We start from the raw sequence: 24,015 nt of genomic DNA, 5'->3' as shown, positions 1-24,015 counted from the left end.
CCCCGGCCGATTCCAAATCAAAACAATATACTTCGAAATCCGTATCAAACTCTCAGTATAATGCTCGACTGAACAATATATAAAATGATTTAAACTTTGCTGCACCGCAAAATAGTCATAATATATTGCTTGATATCAAGCTCTTCTAGGCTACTCTCATGAGCGTCGCACGATGGCGAGCCTCCGGATCGCTATCGAAATCGCACCGTGACCCAGAACGAGCGGCGGACGTTCTCCGCATATCTGGTGGTGCTCTCTGATCACCGAGGAGGTGACGAATGGCCACGATCGAAGGCAGTGCATTCGACGATTTCTTGATTGGGACACGCTTCAGTGACGTGATCCTCGCCGGCGCCGGGGACGACATCGTCCATGGCGGCAACCAGGTGGATTCCCTCTTCGGCGAAGAGGGTGACGACCTGCTTTACGGCGATGCCGGCAACGACTTCCTGTCCGGTGGCGAGGGCAACGACGCCCTTTTCGGCGGCCTGGATGACGATGTCCTCTCCGGCGGCGAAGGCAATGACAGCCTGTTCGGCGGCGAGGGCGACGACGTCCTCGACGGCGGCACAGGCGACGACATCCTGCGCGGCAACAACGGTGACGACGTGCTGCGCGGTGGCGACGGCGATGACCTGCTCCAGGGCGGGCCGGGCGACGACATCCTGCTCGGCGGCACCGGCAATGACGTGCTGCAGGGCGGCATCGGCAGCGACGTGCTCGAAGGCGGCGCCGGCAACGACGTCCTTCAGGGCGGCGCGGGCGACGATCTGCTCTTCGCCGGCGCGGGTGACGACATCCTCTCCGGCGGCGCCGGCGACGACATCTTCATCTTCAATGGCGGCGGCGGCAACGACGTCGTGCTCGACTTCGATGCCGGCCAAGACCTGCTGCAGATCTCCAGCGGCATCAACGGTACCGACATCGGCTCGGCCGAGGACGTGGCGGCGCGCGCCACCACCGTCGGCGGCAACGCCGTCGTCGATCTCGGCAATGGCGACACCGTGACCATCGTCGGCGTCACCGCCGAAGACATCCAGGCCGATCCGAACTCCTACTTCTCGGTCGCCTGACGACAGCTGGCGCCGGCCGGGCCCAGGTCCGGCCGGCGCCTCCCCCTGCCCTTTCGGAACAGGTTCCTCATGCTCTCTCTTGCGCCCGCGCCGACCACGGACGGCCTGAGCCCACAGCTGCATCTCTCCCGGCTGAGCGGCACGGTCTTCCTGCTGAGCTGGACCATCGACGCTCCCGTGCTGTCGCGGCCACGCATCGCGCTGGCGGCAGGGGAGAAGCGCCTCGGCTCGGCCTCGGTCGTCCTGCCGCTCGGCGACGGGCGCCTGCGCGTCGTCGTCGTCTTCCGCCATGGCGGGCCCGGAGAGGTCGTCGCGGCGCTGTCCGACGATCATCCGGGTGGCGACACCACCGCGCGTTTCGATCCCGATCTGGTCCATGGCATGGCCGATGCGGAGGATCTCGTCCGCGACGCCACGCCCGATGCACGCCGCATGCTCGCCAACGCGCTGGTCGGCCATTGGCCGACGCTGTTCGGGCTGAGCCAGGCTGCCGGCTATCTCGGCTTCCTGCGCCAGTTCCTGCTGGTTCTCGCCCGCAAGCCCACGGCGGCGTCTCCGGTCGCCCGCCTCACCGAAGGCAAGGTCCTGCTGGAAACGACGGTGCCCGGCCGGCTTCCAGGTGTCCGCACCGCCTATCGGCTCGATGCCGGCGGCCTCTCCCGCCAGCCCGGAAAACCGCGGCTCGGCCGTGCCGATCGCGCCGGCAACCGGCCGCTGCACCTGATCATCGACGAATTCCCGCCACAGGCCGGCGGGCTGCTGATCCTGCAGGCCGAATCCGGCCTGATCGTCAGGACGGTCGCTGCCCGCCAGGACATCCCGTCGCTCGGACGCTGGTGGGCCGGCAAGGCCAGCCAGCGCGACGGATTGCGCAGTTGGCTGGTCGAGCAGCTCTCCGGCCTGTCAGAGCAGGGCCGCCTGCTGGCGATCGAGATGCAGAGGCGGCTGCCGCTCGCCGCCCAGACCGTGCGCCGCAATGACGACCTGCCCTCGGCAGAGCTCGATCTCGCCGTCACCACCCCGGCCGGGCTGCTGCTCGGCGGCTGGTACCGCGATGCCGAGGGGCTGCTCGACGAGATGCTGCTGCATCGCTCCGAGGGCGAGCCGACGCCGGTGCTCGAGCGGCTGGAGAACTTCCCTGCGCTGCTGCCGGCCGGCGCCAATGGCGACGTCAAGCGCGCCACCGGCTTTGCTGCCCTGATCCCCGGCTATGCCGGCGGTGCGCCGGTGCTGCAACCACGGGTCGAGCTCAAGCTGAAATCCGGCACCGTGCTGTCGCTGCGCCCCAATGCGCAGCCCGCGGACGCTCTCGCCATCCGGGCCCGGGCGCTGGCCGCGATCCCGCCACAGCACCTGAACGCGCAGATGCTGGAGCGGACGATCGCGCCGGTCCTCGCAGACTGCCAGGCGGCTTTGCGCCAGACCCTGCCGGAGCCCTGCATCAAGAGCTTCGGCAAGGGCCCCGCGCATCCCGCGGTCTCGGTGGTGATCCCGCTCTATCGCGTCTACGATTTCCTGCGCATCCAGGTCTCGGCTTTCGCCGCCGATCGCTGGTTCGCCGAGAAGGCCGAGCTGATCTACGTGCTCGATTCACCCGAGCACGAGGGCGAGGTCGCCCATCTCCTCGGTGGTCTCTTCCTCGCCTACGGGTTGCCGATGCAGCTCGTGGTGATGGGCCGCAATGGCGGCTTCTCGGCCGCCTGCAACGCCGGCGCGGCCGCCTCTCGCGGCCAGGCGCTCGCCATGGTCAATTCCGATGTCATCCCCGACAGCGAGGGCTGGCTGCCGGCGTTGTTGCAGCGCATCGAGCCGCATCGGCGCACCGGCGCGGTCGGCCCCAAGCTGCTCTATGACGACGGCTCGCTGCAGCATGCCGGGCTCTACTTCAAGCGCGACAGTAAAGGCACCTGGCTCAACCATCATTACTTCAAGGGCATGCCGAGCGGCTATGCGCCGGCCAATGTCGAGCGGCCGGTGCCGGGCGTCACCGGCGCCTGCATCGTGATGCCGCGGGCGCTGTTCATGGAGATCGGCGGCTTCGACGACGCTTACGTCATCGGCGACTACGAGGACAGCGATCTCTGCCTCAAGATCGCGCGGGCCGGGCTCGGCATCGTCTATGTCCCGAGCGTGTCGCTCTACCATCTCGAGCGCCAGTCGATCTCGAAGAGCCTCGACTACACGCGTGGCGTCGCCTCGCAGCACAATGCCTGGCTCCAGACCAAGCGCTGGGACAGCGAGATCGCGGCGCTGATGGCCGCGGTCGACAAGCCGGCGACCCAGCAGCACCCCGCGCCGCCGCGGGCGCCGTCCTTGAGCCTCGATCCGGAATTCCTCCTCTCCCGCGCCAACCTCAGAAGGGCGACAGCGGCATGACGGCGACCCTCGCCCTGCGACAGACCACCTCGGAAGCAGCGCCCGCGATCGGACCGATGACGCCCGAGCTCGCCTGGCTGATGGCCCATGTCCAGACGAACCGTTTCCTGCCGCATCCGCCGCCGGATTCGATCTTCGTCGGCGATGGCGACTACCGTGCCATCGGCGCCGAGTTCCTCGGCCATTTCATCCGGATCGGCCGGTTGCAGCCGCATGAGCGCGTCTTCGACATCGGCTGCGGCATTGGCCGGATGGCGGTGCCGCTGACCCAATATCTCGACCCCGAGCGCGGCAGCTATGACGGCGTCGATCCCGTGATGGACGGCATCCTCTGGTGCGCCCAGACGATTTCTCCGGCCTATCCGCGCTTCCGTTTCCAACGCCTCGATATCGCCCATCCGCTCTACAACCCGCAGGGCTCGCTGCCGGGCAACGAGGTCCGCTTCGGCTTCGCCAACCAGAGCTTCGACTTCATCACCATGACCTCCGTGGCGACGCATCTGCCGCCGGAAGAGCTAGTGGTCTACCTGCACGAGGCGGCGCGCTTGCTCGCCCCGGGCGGACGGCTCTTCCTCACCGCCTTCGCCCTCGACGGCCAGAGCACCGGCCAGGAGCGCCTGAAGTTCCGGCGCTGGGGCGAGGGTCCCGGCTGGTACGCGATCGAGGAGGCACCGCTGGCCGCCGCCGGTATCGACGCCGGCTTCCTGCTGGAGCACGCCACTCAGGCCGGGCTTGCGGTCGAGCGGCTCGACCCCGGCCATTGGCGCGGGCACAGCGCGGCCCATTACCAGGATCTGCTGGTCGCGGTGAAACCGGGGATCCAGCGATGAGTCGGCGCATCCTCGTCGTCGCCCACAACCACCCGGACCTGCATCCGGGCGGCACCGAGATCTTCGCCCATGACCTGGCGAGCGCCTATCGTGGCGAGGGCTGCGAGGTGCTCTTCCTCGGCGCGACCAATGCGATCCACCGCCAGCCGCATCCCGGCACCGCCTTCCAGGCGACCGGAGCGGATGGCGACCTCTTGCTGTGGAGCGGGCATTTCGACCGCTTCCATCTCAGCCAGATCGACCACTACGGCACCTTGCAGGATCTCGGCTCGCTGCTGACCGAGTTCCGGCCGGACGTGATCCACATCCATCATCTCGTGCTGATCGGCGCCGAATTCCTGGCGCTGGCGCGGCGTCTGCTGCCGCAGGCCTCGATCGTGATGACGCTGCACGACTACTATTCGATCTGCCATCACGACGGGCTGATGGTGCGCACCGGCGACAAGCAGCGCTGCACCGGTGCTTCGCCGGCAAAATGTCATGGCTGCTTCCCCGAGATCGGCCCCGACCGCTTCCTGCTGCGCGAGCGCTTCCTGAAGACGCATCTGTCCGCAGTCGACCGCTTCGTCTCCCCGAGCCGCTTCCTGCGCCAGCGCTATATCGACTGGGGCCTGCCAGGCGAGAAGATCGAGGTCATCGCCAATGCTCGGCCGGTCCAGATGCCGGTGCCGCACCGGCATACCCATGGCCCTCGCAACCGCTTCGGCTATTTCGGCAACCTCAATCCCTGGAAGGGTGCACTGCCGCTGCTGCAGGCGGCGAAGCTTCTGCGCGACGAGGGCGCTGACGTGTTCGAACTGCGCATCCATGGCGGAGCGCCGTTCCAGAGCGAGGCTTTCACCACAGCGCTCGACAAGGCGCTCGCCGAGGCCGGCGCCGAGGTCGTGCATTGCGGCCCTTATCGCCGCGACGAGATGCCGGCGCTGATGGCCGAGGTCGACTGGGTGGTGATGCCGTCGCTCTGGTACGAGAACGCCCCCCTCGTCATCCAGGAAGCCTTCCAGCACCTCAGGCCCGTGATCGCCAGCAACATCGGCGGCATGGCCGAGATGGTGAGCGACGGCGTCGACGGCCTGCACGTCCGCCCCGGCGATCCCGGCCAGCTCGCGCGGGTGATGGCCCGCGCCATGAGCGAGGACGGGCTCTGGCACCGCCTCGTCGGCGGCATAGAGCCCGGGGCTGGCATGGACGCCTGCGCGCAGGCGCATCTGGCCCTGTTCGATCAACTCAAACTGGCGGAGGCGGCATGACCAGCATGACGACGATGCACAGTCCGGACGGTACCGTGAGCGACGCGAGCGAGACCCCGGCAAAGCTCAACGGGCGCGTCGATGCGCTCGACGGCAACCGGCTGCATGGCTGGATCTGGGACGAGGCGCGCCCCGAGGAACGGCTGATCGTGCGTCTGATGCGGGGCGGCCTCAAGGTGCAGGAGGCGGTGGCCGACCAGGGCCGCATCGACCTGCGCCGCAACGGCATCGGCGATGGCAGGCACGCCTTCGCCATGGAGCTCGACGACCGCACCGCTGCGGCGCGCGAGGCGCTGACCGTCGTCGGCATCTCGCCGAGCACCGGCGCGCAGCTCGAACTGCGCCTGCCGCCGGCGGCCGAACTCGCGGCGGAAGCGGCGATCGCCGTGCCGCTGGCCCGCTTCTTCGACCGGGTCGAGGCACTGATCGCGTTGCAGCGGCGCTCGCAGCTGACCCAAAAGGAACTGCTCGACAAGGTCGGCGAGCTCGGCGTGCAGCTGGCGCAGCATCGCCAGCGCGAGGCCGAGGCGAGGCAGTCCGAGGAGGTCGAAGGCAATGGCGCTATCGCGTCCCGTCTCGGCGAGATCGACGTTTTCCAGATGCGCTTCGACCAGACGCTGCGGGCCTTCGACGACCGGCTGGTCGCGATCCGCAAGGAGGCCAAGGCGCCGCTCCGGCAGGTCACCGTCGTGCTCGGCTTCCTCTCGGGCCTGTCGGCGCTGCTCTCCTTCGTCACGCTCACCGTCATGCTGATGGGCAGGTGAGGCGATGAACGAGGTCATCATCCCCGAGCGGACCATGATCAGCCCGGCGCCGACTGTCGCCTGGACCCCGCTCGGCGAGAACGCGATCCTGGTGATGAGCGCCTGCGATGCGCTGCCCGGCAAGGTGCCGGTCGCGGTCGACGGCAACCCGCGCAACCGGGTCGAGACGATGGCGCTGACCTGGCGCCGGCCACAGGCCGACGCCGCGCACGCCACCGGCTTCCTCTGCCTCGCCCCCGCTCCGTCGCCCGATCGTGCCGGCTCCGGCGCGATCCTGCTCGGCCGGCCCGGCCGACCCTTGCGGCTGATCCTGGCGCCGAAGCCGATGCCGCTGCAGGCCTTCCTCGCGGCGCTCGCCGACGAGGCCGGGCAGTCCTTCCCGACCGTCGTCGACGGCCTCCTCGAAGTGCTGCTCGCCGGCAAGTCGAATCCACGCCGCCTGCGCGCCGTCGGCATGCTGCTGCAATCGGTCGCCAAGCCCGGCGGTTTCGTCGAGGTGATGGGTCCGCTCGACGAGGGCATCTTCCTGCAGGGCTGGACCTCGAATTTCGCCGCCGGGCGCACCAAGCTGCTGATCGCGCATGGCGGGCTCTCGCCGGCCGTGCTGGAAGCGGGAACCTTCCAGCGCGACGATCTCGGCGAAGGCGCCTGCGGCTTCTTCGGCCTGCTGGAAGAATGCACGATCCGCCATCCCAGCGAGATCGAGCGACTGTTCTTCCGCGCCAATGACGGCTGGCGCGCGCTCGAGGTCTATGACCGCCACGTCCTGCTCGAGCAGATCACCGTGCCCGGCCACCTGCGCGACGGGCTGCAGCGCGGCATGGCGCCGCCGGCGACCGCCGAGAAGCTGAAGCAGGCCTCGCAACGCTTCGACGGGCGCGACACCATCTCCTTCCTTGAGCAGCCGGTGCGCGCCGGCATCGACGACGCCACCATCGTCGAGGGCAGTGGAGTCCTCGTCATCGGCTGGCTCTTCGACCCGGACCGCCTCACCGGCACTGTCACGCTGCGCAGCGGCAGCCAGTCCTGCGTCGTCGACAAACTCTGGACGCGCGCCGCACGGCCGGACGTCACCGCCGCCTTCGCCGAGGATCCGCGCTTCGGCCCGGCCATGGCGAGCCGGCGCAACAGCCACGGCTTCATCGTCTTCGCGCCGAAGCTGCTGCCGGAGCCCGGCCAGCCGCTCTATCTCGAATTCGAGGTCGAGGGTCACGGGCCGGCCTTCCTGCCGCTTTCGCCCGGACGCAATCCGCCCCGGCGCGCGCTGGAGCGGGTGTTCGGCCTGCTCGACCCGCGCTCCTCGACCGCGGCCGCCGTGGTCGAAAGGCAGATCGCGCCCGCCTTGCAGGCCGCCGAGATCGCCCCGCCCAAGGCGATCGAGACGCACGATATCGGCCGCTTCAACGCCGATGCGGCGCTCGGCCTGGTGATCGGCCTCGACCAGCGCCAGCGCGAGCTCTCCAGCCTGTTCGCCCTGCTCGCGATCGATCCGGAGATCAGGCCACTGCCGATCGTCGTCGCCGCTCCCGGTGAAAGCTTCGACCGGCTTGGAGCCGAGGCGCGCCGGCTGGCGAAGTTCTACGGACTCCAAGTCCGGCTCGTGCTGGTCGAAGGCGTCGAGGACAGCTGCGATGCGCTGGAGGCGGGCGTGCGCGCCTGCCGCTTCCAGACGGTGGCGCTCCTCTCCGGCGCAGCCCAGATCCGGATGCCGGGCTGGCTCGGACGCCTGGAGCGCGCCTATCGCGGCCGCGGCGGGCACTGCGTCGCAAGCCCGACCCTGCTGTTCGAGGACAATTCGATCCGCTGGGCCGGCGCCTGGCTCGAAGGCGAAGGCGCCAACCGGCGCGTCTACAACCGCTTCGTCGGCTATCCGCTCGATGCGATCGGCAGCCTCGGGCCGATGGAGGTCGCCGCCGGCGCGACCGAATGCTGCGTGATGTCGCGCAACGCCTTCCTCGAGGCCGACGGCTTCTCGCGCAGCTACTTCACGCCCAGCGAGAAGGGCCTCGATCTCTGCCTGAAGCTCAGGATGAACGGCGTGCCGTCGCTCTGGGTGCCCGAGGTCGAGATCTATGTCGTCGAGGACGCCGAGACCCGGCCGCATGTCGGCGCGCTGATCAATCTCGCTGACCGTACCAGTTTCGACCGGCGCTGGGCGCTGGCCATTTCCAACATGAGAGGATGAGCATGCGTATCCTCGTCGTCTCGCACGGCCACCCTTCCTTCTCGCTCGGCGGCGCCGAAATCGCCTCCTACAACCTGCACAAGGGCTTCCAGGCCAAGGCCGAGCTCGACACGCACTATCTCGCCCGGGTCGGCGCACCGACACCGCGCCATGGCGGCACGGCGCTGATGAGCCTGCGCCAGCGCGGCGGCGAACTGCTCTACTATGCCGAGGAGTACGACCACTTCCTGCTGTCGAACCGCGCGACCGACGAGATCGAGCGCGACTTCGTTCGCGTGCTGCGCGACCTCAAGCCCGACGTGGTGCACTTCCACCATTTCATCGGGCTCGGGCTCGAATGCATCTTCGCCGTGCGCGACACGCTGCCGGACGCGCTGATCGTGGTGACCTTCCACGAGTATCTCTCGATCTGCCACCATCACGGGCAGATGGTGAAGACCGGCGCCTTCAAGCTCTGCTACCGGGCTTCGCCGAGCGACTGCAACGCCTGCTTCCCGGACATCTCTCCCGCACGCTTCCTGGCGCGCGAGACCTTCATCAAGGGCATCCTCAACCTAGCCGATCATTTCGTCTCGCCGAGCCGCTTCCTCGCCGAGCGCTACCAGCAATGGGGACTTTCGGCCGATCGCTTCTCGGTGATCGAGAACGGCATCGACGTCGCCGAGGTTGCGCCGCCACGGCCATTGCCGGAGGCCGAAAGCCGGCGCTCGCGCTTTGCCTATTTCGGCCAGCTCACCCCCTACAAGGGCGCCGACGTGCTGCTCGACGCCGTCACCCGCATCCCGGATTCGGTCTGGGGCGAGGACGGCGTGCTGCTCGTCTATGGCGGCAACCTCGACAGGCAACCGGAGGCCTACAAGAAGAAGTTCGCCGATCTGGTCGAGGCGGCCGGGCGGCGCGTGCGCTTCTGCGGCGCCTTCCAGAACCACGAGATGCCGAACCTGATGCGCTCGGTCGACTGGGTGGTGATGCCCTCGGTCTGGTGGGAGAACTCGCCGATCGTGATCCAGGAGGCCTTCTTCCACGGCCGCCCGATCCTCTCCAGCAATCTCGGCGGCATGGCCGAGAAGATCACCGACGAGGTCGACGGGCTGCATTTCCGCTCGGGCAGCCCGGAGGACCTCGTCGACTGCATGACCCGAGCGCTGAGCGAGCCCGGGCTATGGGAGCGCCTGCGTGCAGGCATCAAGAAGCCGCTCAGCCATGTCGACTGCGCCGATCAGCATCTGGCGCTCTACCAGCGCCTGATCGCCGAGCGGGGCGTGCCGGCTCCGGCCAATCGCGACGCCACGCCGATGATCGCGTGAGCTGCGCGCAGACAAGAAGGGAGAACGCAACCATGGCCCGCATCCTCGTGATCAGCCCTTCGGGCGAAGTCTACGACCACGACAATGTCCGCTGGTACCGGCACGCCGACCTGCAGAGCCACATCAACCACTATCACAATATCGGCGACGCCTTCGTCTTCGATTCCTCGCTGAAGCTGCTCAACTTCGTGACGCTCGAGGAATTGCCGATCACCAGCATCGACCCGGCCCGGATCGACCGCTTCAACGCCGAGTTCGACTATGTCTTCCTGCGTGGCTCGAACTACGTCCACGCCGGGATGAACTGGAGCCGCACCGCCGAGGTGCTGCGCCGGCTGAAATTGCCGGTGCTCGCCTTCGGCATCGGCGCGCAGGCGCCGGTCAGCGGCAAGCTCGAACTCAGCGAGGACAGCAAGACCGTCCTCAAGCTGATCGCTGATTCCACCGCCTCGGTCGGCGTGCGCGGCACCTATTCCGCCGAGGTGATGCACGAGCTCGGCATCAAGAACGTTCGTATCATCGGCTGCCCGACCGCCTTCCGCAACAACCGGCCGGACCTTGCCATCCGCCTGCCGGCGCTCGACTCGGTGAAGCAGGTCGGCGTCACCCTGCGCCGCGAGGTCTCCAAGCACTACGCCAAGGACATCAAGCGCTACCTGACCTTTCACCGCGACCTGGTGAAGGCGATGGCGGATCGCTTCGAGGTCACGCTGATGTCGCAGGGCGAGGTCGAGGAGAAGAAGCTCGCTCTGGGCACGCCCGAGCAGAAGCTCGAGGGCATGGCCGCCCTGCGCGAAAATGGCTGGGCGACCCAATGGTATCTCGATGAGCAGATGGAAGCGCTCTATCGCGACCGGATGTTCTATTCGGATGTCGTCGCAGGCTACGAACAACTCGTACGCAAGCTCGATCTCGTGCTCGGCTACCGGCTTCACGGCAATCTGATGGCACTCGCGAACGGCACGCCCTCGATCTACTTCACCTATGACAGCCGCACCGTCGAGTTCGCCGAGACCTTCCAGATCCCGAGCGTCGACGTCTTCGGCGACAAGCCGTTCAGGCTGGAAGAGTACTGGGACCAGACGCTCTTCGACCGCTTCAACGCGGCCTATGCCCGGACCTATGGCGCGATGAGCGCCTTCCTCAGCGAGAACAAGGTCGACCACAAGATGGTGAGACCCGCGGCCGCTGCCGCGTCCGCGCCGCCGGCTCCCGAGCCGGAAAGGAAGGTGGCATGAGGACGCTTCGCAGCGCCTTTGCCTGGCTGCCGGCGGCCCTGCTGGCAGTCACAATTCCTGTCGCCGGCCTGGCTCAGCAGGCGCCGGGTCCGAAGGGGCCCGGCTACCGGCTGGAGATCGCTCCCGACGCGAAGGAGGAGACGGTCGTCTCCTGGGCACGCGAGCGCTGCGAGGAATGGGACCTGCCGGACGCGCCGCTGCGGGCCTTCCGAGATGGCAAGGGCGAGGTCGTCGCCTTCGCCAGCCATTATCGCAGCCGGCCGCTGATCGGCGCCAATCTCGGCGCGATCCGCAAGAGCTGCGCGGTCTCCTTCGAGGCGAAGAGCAGCGCCGACCCCAGCCAGTTCAGCGACAAGAGCTGGATCGCCGCGACCTGGACCGGCGATGGCCGCAATGTCGAGGCGCTGGTCCACGCCGAGTACCATGCCGACAAGCATCCCGGCGCCTGCCGTTTCAAGGATGCGATGAGCTGCTGGTACAATGTCGTCACCGCCGCCCATTCCAGCGATGGTGGCCTCAGCTTCAAGACCGACGAGCCGCGCCCGCTGGTGGCGGCGCCGGGCTTTCCCCAGGAGGTCGGCCAGGGCCGGCATCGCGGCTTCTTCAATCCCTCCAACATCGTCCAGAAGGACGGCGCCTGGTATGCGCTGATCATGACGACCGGCGGCGAAGGCCAGAAGAACGGCGTCTGCCTGTTCCGCTCGACCGACATCAAGGACCCGACCTCCTGGCGCGCCTATGACGGGCAGGACTTCACCATCCGCGCCGTCGATCCCTATCGCGACGATCTCAGCCAGGCGCGGCCCTGCCAGACGCTCAAGCCGCTGCCGACCAATGTGGGATCGCTGACCCGGCACGAGCCGAGCGGGAAGTGGCTCGCCCTGCTGCATCTCGGCCCCGACCCGAGCCAGAACATCGCCGGCGGGCGGGTCGCCTATAGCTGGTCCGACGACCTGATCCGCTGGTCGCCGCTGCAGACCCTGATGGTGCAGCCGACGATGTGGAGCAAGAACTGCAGCGACCGGCTGCGCTACGGCTATGGCGCCCTCGCCGACCCCGCCTCGCGCTCGCGCAATTTCGAGACGACCGGCGACGAGGCCTATCTCTTCATGACCAGGATGAAGGTCGCCGACTGCAAGCTGGGTCCCGACCGGGACCTGGTCCGTCTCAAGGTTCAGTTCGTCAAGGAGGGGTCATGAACGCGCCCGTGCTCAATCTCGGCTCCGTGGTCTCGGCCGAGAACGCCATCAAGATCCTGCGCGCCACCACCGGCGAGGTCGTCGTCGCCATCGGGCGCCGGCCCGACCGCAGCTGGCCGGCGCTCAAGCTGCTGCTCGACGGGCAGGACTACGCCACCATCCACCCCGGCGCGATCGTTACGGCTGAGGCCGATGTCGCCGAGCTGACGATCCCGCTGCCAGCTATGCCCAATGGGCGCCCGCACTCGATCGCGATCGCCGACGCGGCCACAGGCACGCTCGCCCCGGGCTCGAACCTGCGCCCGATCGCGACCGAGACGAAACTGCGCGCGCTAGTTATCTATCCTGCCGGCGAGGTGCATGAGCACGACAAGGTGCGCTGGTACCGCGCGCCGATGGAGAAGCTGCTCAGCGACTATTTCAACATCGGCGACATGATCGTCTACGATTCGACGCTGAAGCTCCTGCGCTATGCGCATCTGGAGCCGATGAAGATCATGTCCCCGACCGAGGCCGACATCGAGCGCTATGCCAGCGAGTTCGACTTCGTCTTCGTGCGCGGCTCGAACTTCATCCACGAGAACATGGAATGGTTCCGCGCCGTCGAGGTGCTGGAGCGGGTCAAGCTGCCGGTCTACGCCATCGGCGTCGGCGCCCAGGCGAGCCAGAACCGCAGGATCGAGCTGCCCGAACCGTCCCGCCGCTTCTGGTCGATCGTCTCCGAGCGCTGCGCCTCGATCGGCGTGCGCGGCGCCTTCAGCGCCGAGACCCTGCGCCAGAACGGCATCAAGAATGTCGAGGTCGTGGGCTGCCCCTCGATCTTCCGGACCCGCAATCGCGAGCTGAAGATCCGCATCCCCGATCAGCGCGAGATCCGCAAGGTCGCCTTCAGCCTGCGCCGCGAGGCCGACAAGAGCTACACCGCCGACCCGGAGGCCTATCTGCGCAACCAGAAGGCCGCGCTGCTCAAGGTCGACAGCCAGAGCGAGATGGTGATGTCCTCGCATGGCGAGCAGGAGGAGAAGGCCTTCTTCCTGCGCGACGCCACGGCGAAGGACAAGGCCGTCGCCGAATTCGTCAGGACCAAGTGGTGGGACGGCCCGGACGATACCGCCATGCGGCGCATCTACGAGAAGCAGCTGTTCTCCTTCTTCGACGTCGAGCGCTATGACGAGTTCGCCAGGTCGATCGACCTCGCCGTCGGCTACCGCGTCCACGGCGTTCTGCCGGCGGTGGCACAGGGCGTGCCCGGCGTCCTCGTCGCCTATGACACGCGCAGCCAGGAGCTGGCCGAGACGCTCAAGATTCCGGTCGTGCCGGAAGCGGCGCTGGCCGAGGGCGGCTGGCGCGCCGTCTACCAGGAGGCGGCGCTCAACAATCTCGCGAAGAGCTATGCCGCTTCCTACGACCGGATGCGCGGCTTCCTCGACCACAACGGCATTCCCCATCGCATGTGAGAGATACGGCGCGGCACAGATCGCGCCGGTCGGAGGAAACGCCCGGAGGTCACCGGGCCATCTGCAAACGCCCGGTGCTTACGAGACTGACCGAAGTCCGCAGCGTCGAGCCGAGAGGTTTGCACGAACCAGGAGACGATCGATGAAGATCGAATACGATGCCGGCACGGCCCTTACCATCATGCGCGGCAATCCAGTGCGCGGCTGGACCTCGGGCAAGCCCGAGAAGATGGCCAAGGAGCGGCTGACCACCGGCAACTACCTCGCTGTCCAGCACAAGCCGAAATTCAAGATCGACCCGGACTGGCCGATCTTCACCATGGGCTCCTGCTTCGCGCGCGAAGTCGAGAACATCCTGATGACGCGCGGCCTGCCTCTGCTGCTGCGCGGCCACGGCGTACCGGCCGAGCATTTCGAGAGCTGGGACGAGGCGACCGGCCGCGGCGGCGGCGCCGATCGCGGCCAGCTCAGCCGCGGGGCGCTCAACAAGTACTCGGTCCGCTCGATGACGCATGAGCTCAAGCGCGTGCTGCGCGGCGAGAGCTACCCCGATGACGGGCTGATCGAGCTTGCGCCAGGACAATGGTTCGACCCGCATGCCAGCGGCCTCAGGCTGCTCGACCGCGAGACCGCCTTCGCCAATCGCAAGCGCCTCACGGAGGCGACGGCGACGATCAAGCAGGCCAAGATCTGCTTCTTCACGCTCGGCCTGACCGAGACCTGGCTCGATGCGCAGACGGGCATCGCGATGAACGCCCATCCCGGGCCGAGCTGGCTGCAGCGCATGCCGGAACGCTTCCGCTTCGTCGACTACGGCTATGACGCGACATTGGCCGACATGCTCGACATCATCGGTCTGATCCGCGAGCACTGTAACCCGGAGATGCGCTTCGTCGTCACCGTCTCGCCGGTGCCGTTCGGCGCGACCTTCAAGGACGCCGACGTTATCGTCGCCAACAGCGCCTCGAAATCTTTGCTGCGGGCCGTCGCCGAGGAGTTGTTCCGGCGCTTCGACTATATCGACTACTTCCCGAGCTACGAGATCGTACTCAATTCACCGCGGGCGATTGCTTTCGAGGACGACCAGCTGCACATCGCCCGCGAAATGGTTGCGCATGTGATGACGACCTTCCAGGGCGCCTATCTGCCGCCGGTCGAGCAGCCGCAGGCGGCCTGACCATAAGCCGGTCGCCCCGAGCGGCCTGCCATGCCAAGATGCGCCGGGCGCCGACGAACGGCCCCCGGCGCAGGCTTGCCCGGCGGCCGTCCGACCGCCCGATCAGAATCGGGAGGACGAGATGAACGTCGCCAATCTCCAGCTCGAAGGCATGCTGCTGGCCTTCACCGCCGTGCTGCGCTCGCTGGTCAACTCCGGCGCCCTGAGCGAAGCCGAGCTCAAGGCCGCGCTGGCGCAGGCCGAGCAGACCGGGCTCGCCGACCGACAACGCTGCGACCAGCTCAGCCCGAGCCAGCGCGACTCGCTCGCTTTCGCCGCACGCTTCCTCTCGATCGCGACCCGGCCCGACAGCGGCATGCGTCCCTTCTCGGATGTTGCGCGCGAGGTCGGGCGCACCACCTGACCCTGCGACCTCGCGCCGCCCTCACCCGCTTGTCATTGGCTTTTCGCGATGGAAGCGGGCATCTGATCGGGATGATCGCGACGAGCCTCCCGCGCCGGACCGCTTTCCGGCTTTTGCAGCGCGCCTCCATGGCGCTGGCTCTGCTCGCGCCTGTGCCTGTGATCGCCGCCGAATCGACGCCCGTGACCTCGGCGCGCGTCACCGCGACGCTGCTGTCGAGCCGCGATGCCGTCGCGCCGGGCGAACGCTTCCAGGTCGCCCTCACCCAGAAACTTGCGCCGGGCTGGCACAGCTACTGGCAGAACCCCGGCGATTCCGGCGAGGCGACGCGGATCGAATGGACGCTGCCGGAAGGCGTGAGCGCCAGCGCGATCCAGTGGCCGGCGCCCAAAGCGATCCGGGTCGAGCCGCTGGTCAATTTCGGATTCGAGGACCATGTCCTGCTGCCGGTCGAGATCTCGGTCCCGGCCAACGCCAAGCCGGGCGAGACGCTGACGCTCTCGGCCAAGGCGACCTGGCTAGTCTGCGAGAAGATCTGCATTCCCGAAGAAGGCGCCTTCACGCTCGACTTGCCGATCGCGCCGGCCGGCATTGTCGACACCGCGGCGGAAGCGCGGATCGATCAGGCCCGCGCCGCCCTGCCGAAACCGGCTGGATTCCCCGCCAAGCTGACGGCGAAGGGCGAAGACAAGCTTGCACTCACCCTGCCCGGCCTGCCCGCCGGCGCCAGCGATGTCCGCTTCTTTCCGGTCCTCGACACGCTGATCGAGCATGCGGCCGAGCAGCCGCTCGCCAACGGCGCGCTTACCCTCACCCGCTCGACCGCCTTCAAGATCGGCACGCCGACGACCGATGGCGTCGTCACCTTCGACGACAGCGGCGTGAAGCGCGCTCTCGCGCTGAATGCCGAGGTCGAGCCAGCCTTGTTGCAGGCTGCGGCGGCGCCGGCGCAAGCGCCGGCGAAGGTCGTGCTGCCGCCGCCTCCGGCCGAAGACCTGACACTCCTTCTGGCGCTGGCCTTCGCCTTTGCCGGCGGCCTGATCCTCAATCTGATGCCCTGCGTGCTGCCGGTGCTGTTCATCAAGGCGCTCGGCTTTGCCCAGGTGGCGCAGGCGAGCCGCGGCGAGGTCCGCCGGCAGGGGCTGCTCTTCCTCGCCGGCGTGCTCGCGACCTTCTTCGTGCTGGCCTCGGCCGTGATCGCGCTCGGCGCCGGCTGGGGCTTCCAGCTGCAATCGCCGCCGCTCGTCATCCTGCTCGCCGTGCTGATGACGCTGATCGGTTTCAACCTGATCGGCGCCTTCGAGATCGGCGGCAGGCTGCAGGGTGTCGGCGACGGGCTCGCCAGCCGCAGCGGCCCGGTCGGCGCCTTCATGACCGGCGCGCTTGCCGTCGTCGTCGCGACGCCCTGCACCGCCCCCTTCATGGGCGCGGCGATGGGCTATGCGCTGACGCAGCCGCCGGCCGCGGCGCTGTCGATCTTCATGGCGCTGGCGCTCGGCTTCGCCGCGCCCGTCGTCGCCCTCTCTTTCGCGCCCGGGCTGCTGCGGCTGCTGCCCAAGCCGGGCCGCTGGATGATCGTGCTGAAGCAGGCCTTCGCCTTCCCGATGTTCGCCACCGCGATCTGGCTCACCTGGGTCGCGACCATGCAGGCCGGTGCCGATGGCGCGCTCGCCGCGCTCGTCGCGATCCTGGTCGCCGGCTTCGCGCTCTGGCTGGTCGGCGTCACCCGCGGCAGTGGCCGGGCCTTGCGCGCGGTCGCGGCTGCGGTGGCCGTCCTGCTCGTCGGCGCGACCTCGGCCTTCGTCATCGAGAGCGCGACGCCTTCGGCCCAGCCAACAGTCCAGGCCGGTACCGATGGCCCCGGCGTCTGGTCGCCGGCGCGGGTCGCGGACCTGCAGGCACAAGGCAAGCCGGTCTTCGTCAACTTCACCGCCGCCTGGTGCATCACCTGCCTCGCCAATGACAGGGTCGCTCTGTCGCGGCAAGAGGTGAAGGACGCCTTCGCCAAGCTCGGTGTCGCCTATCTCAAGGCCGACTGGACCAATCGTGACGCGACGATCGCCGCGACACTGACGGAGTACGGGCGCGCCGGCGTGCCGCTCTATCTGTTCTACCCGGGAACGAAGGGCGCGCAGGCCGAGGTGCTGCCGCAATTGCTGACGCCCGAGACCGTGGTCAGCGCCGCCCAGCGCGCCGCCGGCAAAGAGGTGAAGACCGCCACCGCACGATAACAGAGCACTGCCCACGCCAACCCTCTGCCACCGAAGAATGGAGACAGACATGACAGACGTGACCAGACAGCTTTTCCTCGCCGGCCTCGCCGCCACCGCACTGACAATCGCCTCCGGCGCCGCCTTCGCCCAGAGCGCGGCGAAACCCGGTGCCAAGGCGCCCGACTTCTCGGTCGTCGATGTCGACGGCAAGCTGCAGAAGCTGTCGGACTATGCCGGCAAGACGGTGATCCTCGAATGGACCAACCATGACTGCCCCTATGTCCGGAAGCACTACAACAGCGCGACCATGCAGACCCTGCAGAAGGACATGGCCAAGGACGGCATCGTCTGGCTCTCGGTGATCTCCTCGCCCGTCGGCGAGCAGGGCCATGTCGACGCGGCCAAGGCCAAGGAACTCACGAAGACGCGCAACGCCGCCCCCGCCTCGATCCTGCTCGACCCGAAGAGCCAGCTGGCGCGGGCCTATGGCGCCCAGACGACGCCGCACATGTACATCATCGATCCCAAGGGGACGCTCGCCTATGCCGGAGCGATCGACGACAAGCCCTCGTCGAGCGCCTCCAGCCTCGACGGCGCCAAGAGCTATATCCGCCAGGCGGTGGCCGAGCTCAAGGCCGGCAAGGCGGTCTCGGAGCCGGCGACCAAGGCCTATGGCTGCGTCGTGAAATACGCACCGGTGAGCTGAATCGTCCCACGAAGACAGCCAAACAGGGGCGCTGGGAACCCTTCTCCCGTGTGGGAGAAGGGCATGGATCAGAGCCTGCCCTAACCGATCGACGTCGCAGGGGCGCCGTAGCACCCCAGTTATCAGCGGCGGTCCCTCACCCCTGCCCCTCTCCCATCCGGGAGAGGGGTTCTACGTTGCGGCTCCCGCGCTCAAACCTTCCCCAGCCGAACCCCGCTTTCGGCATCGAAGACGTGGACCTTGTCGGGATCGACCGAGATCCAGAGCCGGCCGGGCTGCGCCGTAACCTCGCCGGTCGCCGCCTGCATGACGAAGGGCTTGCCCGCAAGCTGGCCATGGAACAGCTGGGTCGCGCCGAGCTCCTCGATGAACTCGACGTCGAAGGGTAGCGAGCCGGCAGCCCCCTCCGAAGCGATCTCAATGTCCTCGGGCCGCAAGCCGACCTCGACAGCCGTGCCGACGGCCAGGTCCTCGCGCAGATCGCGCGCCTGCAGCAGGGCATCGCCGAGCGCGATGATGCCGTGCCCGTCGACCTTGGCCGGCAGCAGGTTCATCGGCGGCGAGCCGATGAAGGTGGCGACGAAACGGCTCGCCGGCTTGCGATAGACCTCGGCCGGCACGCCGATCTGCTCGACCTGGCCACCATTCATCACCACCAGCTTGTCGGAGAGCGTCATCGCCTCGACCTGGTCGTGGGTGACGTAGATCGCGGTGACGCCGAGCGCGCGCTGCAGTTTCTTGATCTCGACGCGCATCTGCACGCGCAGTTTGGCGTCGAGATTGGAGAGCGGCTCGTCGAACAGGAAGACCTGCGGCTTGCGCACGATAGCGCGGCCCATGGCGACGCGCTGGCGCTGGCCGCCGGAGAGCTGGCGCGGGCGGCGCTGCAGGAAGGGCTCGATGGCGAGGATGCGCGCGGCCTCGGCGACGCGCTTCTCGATCTCGTCCTTGGGCGTGCCGCGATTGCGCAGGCCATAGGCCATGTTGTCGTAGACGCTCATATGCGGATAGAGCGCGTAGTTCTGGAAGACCATGGCGATGTCGCGGTCGGCCGGCTCGATCTGGTTGACGACGCGGCTGCCGATCGCGACCTCGCCGGCCGAGATCGTTTCGAGCCCGGCGACCATGCGCAGCAGGGTCGACTTGCCGCAGCCGGAGGGGCCGACCAGGACGCAGAAGCCGCCATCGGGGATGTCGAAGGAGACGCCCTTCACCGCCTCGACGCCGCCGGCATAGATCTTCTTGACGTTGTTGAGCGTGACCTGAGCCATTGGCGGGCTACTTCTCTGTCTCGACGAGGCCCTTCACGAAGAGCCTCTGCATGGCGATGACGACGAGGACCGGGGGCAGCATGGCGAGCATGGCGGTGGCCATGGCGAGCTGCCATTCGGTCAGGGCGTCGGAGGTGGTGATCATCTTGCGGATGCCGATCACGATGGTCTGCATCGAGTCCTTGGTCGTGATTAGCAGCGGCCAGAGATACTGGTTCCAGCCATAGATGAACTGGATGACGAAGAGCGCCGCGATCGTCGTCAGCGAGAGCGGCAGCACCGTGTCCTTGAAGAACTTGAACGGGCCGGCGCCGTCGATCTTCGAGGCCTCCAGCAGCTCGTCCGGGATGGTCATGAAGAACTGCCGGAACAGCAATGTGCCCGTCGCCGAGGCGATCAGCGGCACGGCCAGGCCCTGATAGCTGTCGAGCATGCCGAGATCGGAGACGACCTTGAAGGTCGGGAAGATGCGGACCTCGACCGGGAGCATCAGGGTGACGAAGATGATCCAGAACGCCGCCATCCGGAACGGGAAGCGGTAATAGACGATGGCGTAGGCCGAGAGCACCGAGATAAAGATCTTGCCCAGCGCGATCGTCATCGCCATCACGAAGGAGTTGAACATCATGCTCGCCACCGGCTCGCGGGTCGAGCCCGAGGTGCCGACGAAGAGGATGCGGTAGTAGTTCTCGAAGAAATGCGGGCCCGGATAGAGCGGCAACTGCCCGTTGATGATGGTGGCGTTGTCCCAGGTCGAGGCGACGAAGGTCAGCCAGACCGGAAAGGCGCAGATGAGCACGCCGATCGTCAGGATGATGTAGGCGATCGCATCGCCCAGGCGGCGGTCCTCGACCATCAGCCATGTCCTCCGCGATCACTCAGGAGCTTCGCCAGCGCATCCGCCGAAGCGTCGAGGAAGGCCTGCCCCTTTGCCGCAGTGGCCCTGCGGGCATCGCCGATCACGCCGGTATCCGTCATCTCGCGGAAGGGCTTGTACTGGCCGACGGTCGGGCGGGTCAGCGCCGTCAGGTCGGCATCCAGCATGCCGTAGGCCTCCGGCAGCCGTTCCTGCCTGACTGTCTCCGGCGCCAGCACCATCATCATCGAGGTCTCGACCTCGCAGGCGTGCAGCACGCTGATCTGATCGTCCATGAAGGGCGCAATCGCCTCCTGCGCCAGCAGGAAATACGTGGTGGCACGGATCGACAGCGAGGTCTCGCGGGCAAAGTCCGGCAGGAAGGCGCCGAGCGCGGCGATGTTGCCGCCATGCCCGTTGACGATGACGACGCGGTGGAAGCCGTGGCGCTCCAGGCTCTTCAGCAGAGCGAGCAGGACGGCGCGATAGGTCGGGATGTCGAAGGTGAAGGTGCCGCCGAAGGCCATGTGATGCTCGGCCATGCCGCACCACAGGGTCGGTGCGACGACGACCTCGACATCTCCCGCCCGCTCGGCTGCGAGCTTGCAGACGCCGCCGCACAGGATGGTGTCGACGCCGACCGGCAGATGCGGGCCATGCTGCTCCATCGAGGCGACCGGCAGCACGACGACGGCATCGCGCGCCGCCTTCTCGCGCAATTCCTCGGCGGTGAGATCCTGCCAGAGCACCGAGGTCATGGCCGCGCCTTCAGCATCGGGACGAAGAAGAGCTCTGCCAGGGTCTGTGCGACCCAGGGCGCTCGGGCGGCGGCCTCGCCCTCGTTGATCGAGATCATCGGCGTATAGCTCAGCACCTTGTAGGGTCCGTCCTTGCGCATCTCGAACAGCGAGCCGGCGGTCAAGGATCGCAGGATGAGAGTGAGGTCGCGATTCTTCAGGCTGCCCGTCGGCTGCGAGATGCCGAAGCGGACATGGATGATGCTGAAGATATCGAGCCCCTCCTCGGAGGCCCGGCGGTCGAGCGTCACATCGTCGGAGGGGGTCGGCACAGCGACGAAGGCGATCTTCGCGGCCTCGGCCTGCTTGCGCATCTCGCCGATCAGCAGCTTGCAGATGCGATCGGCCCAGGCCAGCTCCGTACCCGGGCCGCAATTCAGCACCACGCCCTTCCAGGCGTCGATCACCCGGCCGTGCGCCGACGCCAGGGTTGGCACGAGGCAGAAACCAGCAAGCGCCGCGAGGCCAAGGCGACGGCCCCACCGCATCAGTAGTTCACCTTCCGCTCGATGAAGCGGAACTGGAAGGCGGTCATGGCGATGACCATGGCGAGCAGGATCACCGATTGCGCCGCCGAGCCGCCGAGATTGGTACCGCCCTTGCCGTCGGAATAGACCTTATAGACCAGCGTCTCAGTCGCGCCCGAGGGGCCGCCGCCGCTGACCGTGTCGATGATGCCGAAGGTGTCGAAGAAGACGTAGACGAGGTTGACGACCAGCAGGAAGAAGGTCGTCGGCGAGAGCAGCGGGAAGACGATGGTCCAGAAGCGCCGCATCGGCCGGGCGCCGTCGATCACCGCCGCCTCGATCACGCTCTTGGGGATCGACTGCAGGCCGGCGAGAAAGAACAGGAAGTTGTAGGAGATTTGTTTCCAGGTCGCCGCCAGGATGACCAGCGTCATCGCGTCATTGCCGTTGAGGCGCGGATTCCAGGCGACGCCAAGGCTCTGCAGCCCCCGCGCCAGCATGCCGAGGGAGGGATCGAACATGAAGATCCAGAGCACGCCGGCAATGGCGGGCGCGACGGCATAGGGCCAGATCAGCAGGGTCTTGTAGATTTCGGCGCCGCGGATGGCCCGATCCGCCATCACCGCGAAGAGCAGCGCCAGCGAGAGCGAGAGCAGCGCGACGAAGACCGAGAAGATGCCGGTGTTGATCAGCGCCTTGTAATATTCGGGCTTGGCGAACAGGTCGCGATAGTTCTCGAACCAGACGAACTCGGTCGAGATGCCGAAGGCATCCTGCAGCAGGAAGCTCTGCCAGACCGCCTGGCTCGCCGGCCAGTAGAAGAAGACGACCGTGATCGCGAGCTGCGGCAGGAGGAGCAGCAGCGGGATCGTCAGCCCCTTGAAGTGAGCGTATTTCTGCATCGGCCAGCCCGGCGGCAAGGAAGGCCGGGACAAGCGCCCCGGCCTTCGATCAGTCTTGTCTTACTTGGCGGTGCGCTCGAACTGGCGCAGCGCCTGGTTGCCACGCTCATTGGCCGCGTCGAGCGCCGCCTTCGGCGTCTTCTGGCCGTTCAGGGCCGCCTCGATCTCCTCCGACCAGATGTCGCGGATCTGGACCAGGCCGCCGAAGCGGACGCCGCGCGAGTTTTCGGTCGGCTCCTTGTTGTTGAGCTCGAGCAGCGGGGTCTCGAGATAGGGGTTCTGCTTGTAGAAGCCCGACGCCTTGACCTTCTCATAGGCCGCCTTGGTGATCGGCAGATAGCCGGACTCGGTGTGCAGCTTCACCTGCCGGTCGACGTCCGAGAGGAAGGTGAAGAACTTGGCGACGCCCTTGTACTCGTCGGCCTTCTTGCCGCCCATGACCCAGAGCGAAGCGCCGCCGATGATCGAATTCTGCGGCGCGCCGGCGACATCCGGATAGTACGGCATCGGCGCGTTCGACCAGTCGAACTTGGCGTTGGCCTTGACGTTGCCGAAGAAGGCCGAGGAGGTCAGGAAGAGCGGGCATTCGCCCGAGGTGAAGCGGCCCTCGCCGGTGTTGGTACGGCCGGAATAGGAGAACACGCCTTCCTTCTGCAGGTTGGCGAGATTGGTCAGATGCTTGACGAAGAGGTCGCTGTTGATGCGGAACTCGGTGTCGAAGCCGTCGAAGCCGTTGGCCTTGGTACCGACAGGCACGTTGTGCCAGGCGCCGAGCTGCTCGATATTGGCCCAGGTCGTCCAGGCCGTGGAAATGCCGCACTTGTCCCAGCCGGCGGCCTTCAATTTCCTGGCGGCTTCGAACGCTTCCGGCCAGGTCTTCGGCGGCGCTTCCGGCAGGCCGGCCTTCTTCAGCGCGTCCTTGTTGTACCACATCACCATCGAGGACGAGTTGAACGGGAAGGAGAGCATCTCGCCCTTCGTCGTCGAATAGTAGCCGGTGATCGCCGGCAGGTAGCTCTTGGGGTCGAACGTCTCGCCGGCGTCCTTCATCACGTCGGCGACCGGCTTGATCGCGCCCTTGGCCGACATCATCGTCGCGGTGCCGACTTCGAAGACCTGCATGATGTGCGGGGCATTGCCGGCACGGAAGGCGGCGATGCCGGCGTTCAGGGTGTCGGGATAAGAACCCTTGTAGGCGACGACGACCTTGTAGTCCTTCTGCGAGGCGTTGAACTCCTCGGCCAGCTTGACGACGACGTCGTTGTTGGCGCCGGTCATGGCGTGCCACCACTGGATTTCGGTCTGCGCCAAAGCCGGCGAAGCGGCGGCCAGCGCGAATGCGCCAACGGCGGTCAGGGTCTTGAATTTGAAGGTCATGATCAGCTCCCTCTCAGCCCCCGGCATGCGCGGGCGTTCTTGTCGTTGGTGCGCAAGCTAGCATGAAGCCGGGGCGACAGTTCAATGACAAAACGATGACATTTCCGCCTCGCTGTGGACGCGCATCCGCGCACTTGCGATTTCCCGCGGAAGCGGCTGTTCTTCGC

At 67.1% G+C, this 24,015-nt stretch carries 20 protein-coding genes; 14 read left to right on the top strand and 6 right to left on the bottom strand.

Annotated elements, in window-relative coordinates; all coding sequences use genetic code 11:
* Positions 1-278: 278 nt before the first annotated feature.
* From V7S63_RS18595 to V7S63_RS18530, 14 genes are all read left to right on the top strand, one after another.
* Positions 279-1,073 carry a calcium-binding protein gene (locus V7S63_RS18595; RefSeq protein WP_100964692.1) on the top strand — a complete coding sequence of 265 codons (795 nt, stop codon included), beginning with the start codon at positions 279-281 and terminating at the stop codon, positions 1,071-1,073.
* Between the two features lie 69 nt (positions 1,074-1,142).
* Positions 1,143-3,449, top strand: coding sequence for a glycosyltransferase (locus tag V7S63_RS18590; RefSeq protein ID WP_336531281.1), 2,307 nt, complete (start codon positions 1,143-1,145; stop codon positions 3,447-3,449).
* Positions 3,446-4,279, top strand: a complete 834-nt coding sequence (locus V7S63_RS18585) for a class I SAM-dependent methyltransferase (RefSeq protein ID WP_336531280.1) — start codon at positions 3,446-3,448, stop codon at positions 4,277-4,279. The genes V7S63_RS18590 and V7S63_RS18585 overlap by 4 nt, the downstream gene beginning before the upstream one ends.
* Positions 4,276-5,529 (top strand): glycosyltransferase family 4 protein, encoded by a 1,254-nt coding sequence (locus tag V7S63_RS18580; protein WP_336531279.1) that lies wholly within the window; start codon positions 4,276-4,278, stop codon positions 5,527-5,529. Before V7S63_RS18585 ends, V7S63_RS18580 begins: the two co-directional genes overlap by 4 nt.
* Entirely contained in the window at positions 5,526-6,293 is a 768-nt protein-coding gene (locus V7S63_RS18575; protein WP_336531278.1) for a hypothetical protein, read from the top strand. The genes V7S63_RS18580 and V7S63_RS18575 overlap by 4 nt, the downstream gene beginning before the upstream one ends.
* A gap of 4 nt (positions 6,294-6,297) precedes the next feature.
* Complete coding sequence (locus V7S63_RS18570; RefSeq protein ID WP_336531277.1) at positions 6,298-8,478, top strand: glycosyltransferase family 2 protein; 2,181 nt, start codon at positions 6,298-6,300, stop codon at positions 8,476-8,478.
* Positions 8,475-9,785, top strand: a complete 1,311-nt coding sequence (locus V7S63_RS18565; RefSeq protein WP_100964702.1) for a glycosyltransferase family 4 protein — start codon at positions 8,475-8,477, stop codon at positions 9,783-9,785. The genes V7S63_RS18570 and V7S63_RS18565 overlap by 4 nt, the downstream gene beginning before the upstream one ends.
* 32 nt (positions 9,786-9,817) lie before the next feature.
* Positions 9,818-11,023 (top strand): polysaccharide pyruvyl transferase family protein, encoded by a 1,206-nt coding sequence (locus V7S63_RS18560; protein ID WP_336531276.1) that lies wholly within the window; start codon positions 9,818-9,820, stop codon positions 11,021-11,023.
* Positions 11,020-12,222 carry a hypothetical protein gene (locus V7S63_RS18555; RefSeq protein WP_336531275.1) on the top strand — a complete coding sequence of 401 codons (1,203 nt, stop codon included), beginning with the start codon at positions 11,020-11,022 and terminating at the stop codon, positions 12,220-12,222. The genes V7S63_RS18560 and V7S63_RS18555 overlap by 4 nt, the downstream gene beginning before the upstream one ends.
* Entirely contained in the window at positions 12,219-13,679 is a 1,461-nt protein-coding gene (locus V7S63_RS18550) for a polysaccharide pyruvyl transferase family protein (protein ID WP_336531274.1), read from the top strand. The genes V7S63_RS18555 and V7S63_RS18550 overlap by 4 nt, the downstream gene beginning before the upstream one ends.
* Positions 13,680-13,821: 142 nt before the next feature.
* On the top strand, positions 13,822-14,856 hold the full coding sequence (locus tag V7S63_RS18545; protein WP_158673590.1) for a GSCFA domain-containing protein: 1,035 nt from the start codon (positions 13,822-13,824) through the stop codon (positions 14,854-14,856).
* Between the two features lie 121 nt (positions 14,857-14,977).
* Entirely contained in the window at positions 14,978-15,259 is a 282-nt protein-coding gene (locus V7S63_RS18540) for a P-loop NTPase family protein (protein ID WP_336531273.1), read from the top strand.
* A gap of 128 nt (positions 15,260-15,387) precedes the next feature.
* Positions 15,388-17,490 (top strand): protein-disulfide reductase DsbD family protein, encoded by a 2,103-nt coding sequence (locus tag V7S63_RS18535; protein WP_336531272.1) that lies wholly within the window; start codon positions 15,388-15,390, stop codon positions 17,488-17,490.
* 49 nt (positions 17,491-17,539) lie between these two features.
* The gene (locus tag V7S63_RS18530; RefSeq protein WP_336531271.1) at positions 17,540-18,178 is read left to right on the top strand and encodes a redoxin domain-containing protein; all 639 of its coding nucleotides are present in this window, start codon (positions 17,540-17,542) and stop codon (positions 18,176-18,178) included.
* A 191-nt stretch (positions 18,179-18,369) separates the two neighbouring features.
* On the opposite strand, the gene V7S63_RS18525 is transcribed toward V7S63_RS18530, so the two are convergent.
* From V7S63_RS18525 to ugpB, 6 genes are read right to left on the bottom strand one after another with little or no spacing between them, the layout of a single operon-like run.
* On the bottom strand, positions 18,370-19,449 hold the full coding sequence (locus V7S63_RS18525; protein WP_091834960.1) for a sn-glycerol-3-phosphate import ATP-binding protein UgpC: 1,080 nt from the start codon (positions 19,447-19,449) through the stop codon (positions 18,370-18,372).
* Positions 19,450-19,456: 7 nt separating this feature from the next.
* Positions 19,457-20,305, bottom strand: coding sequence for a sn-glycerol-3-phosphate ABC transporter permease UgpE (ugpE, locus tag V7S63_RS18520; protein WP_091834963.1), 849 nt, complete (start codon positions 20,303-20,305; stop codon positions 19,457-19,459).
* The gene (locus V7S63_RS18515) at positions 20,305-21,063 is read right to left on the bottom strand and encodes a creatininase family protein (RefSeq protein WP_336531270.1); all 759 of its coding nucleotides are present in this window, start codon (positions 21,061-21,063) and stop codon (positions 20,305-20,307) included. Before V7S63_RS18515 ends, ugpE begins: the two co-directional genes overlap by 1 nt.
* Positions 21,060-21,590 (bottom strand): hypothetical protein, encoded by a 531-nt coding sequence (locus V7S63_RS18510; protein WP_336531269.1) that lies wholly within the window; start codon positions 21,588-21,590, stop codon positions 21,060-21,062. The genes V7S63_RS18515 and V7S63_RS18510 overlap by 4 nt, the downstream gene beginning before the upstream one ends.
* Positions 21,590-22,471 carry a sn-glycerol-3-phosphate ABC transporter permease UgpA gene (ugpA, locus tag V7S63_RS18505; RefSeq protein WP_091836031.1) on the bottom strand — a complete coding sequence of 294 codons (882 nt, stop codon included), beginning with the start codon at positions 22,469-22,471 and terminating at the stop codon, positions 21,590-21,592. Before ugpA ends, V7S63_RS18510 begins: the two co-directional genes overlap by 1 nt.
* Before the next feature lie 60 nt (positions 22,472-22,531).
* Positions 22,532-23,848, bottom strand: coding sequence for a sn-glycerol-3-phosphate ABC transporter substrate-binding protein UgpB (ugpB, locus tag V7S63_RS18500; RefSeq protein ID WP_336531268.1), 1,317 nt, complete (start codon positions 23,846-23,848; stop codon positions 22,532-22,534).
* Between the last annotated feature and the right edge of the window lie 167 nt (positions 23,849-24,015).

It is taken from the genome of Allobosea sp. CCNWLY174, from assembly GCF_037120455.1.
GTDB lineage: Bacteria > Pseudomonadota > Alphaproteobacteria > Rhizobiales > Beijerinckiaceae > Allobosea > Allobosea lupini.
This window is presented reverse-complemented; position numbering and strand designations above follow the sequence as displayed.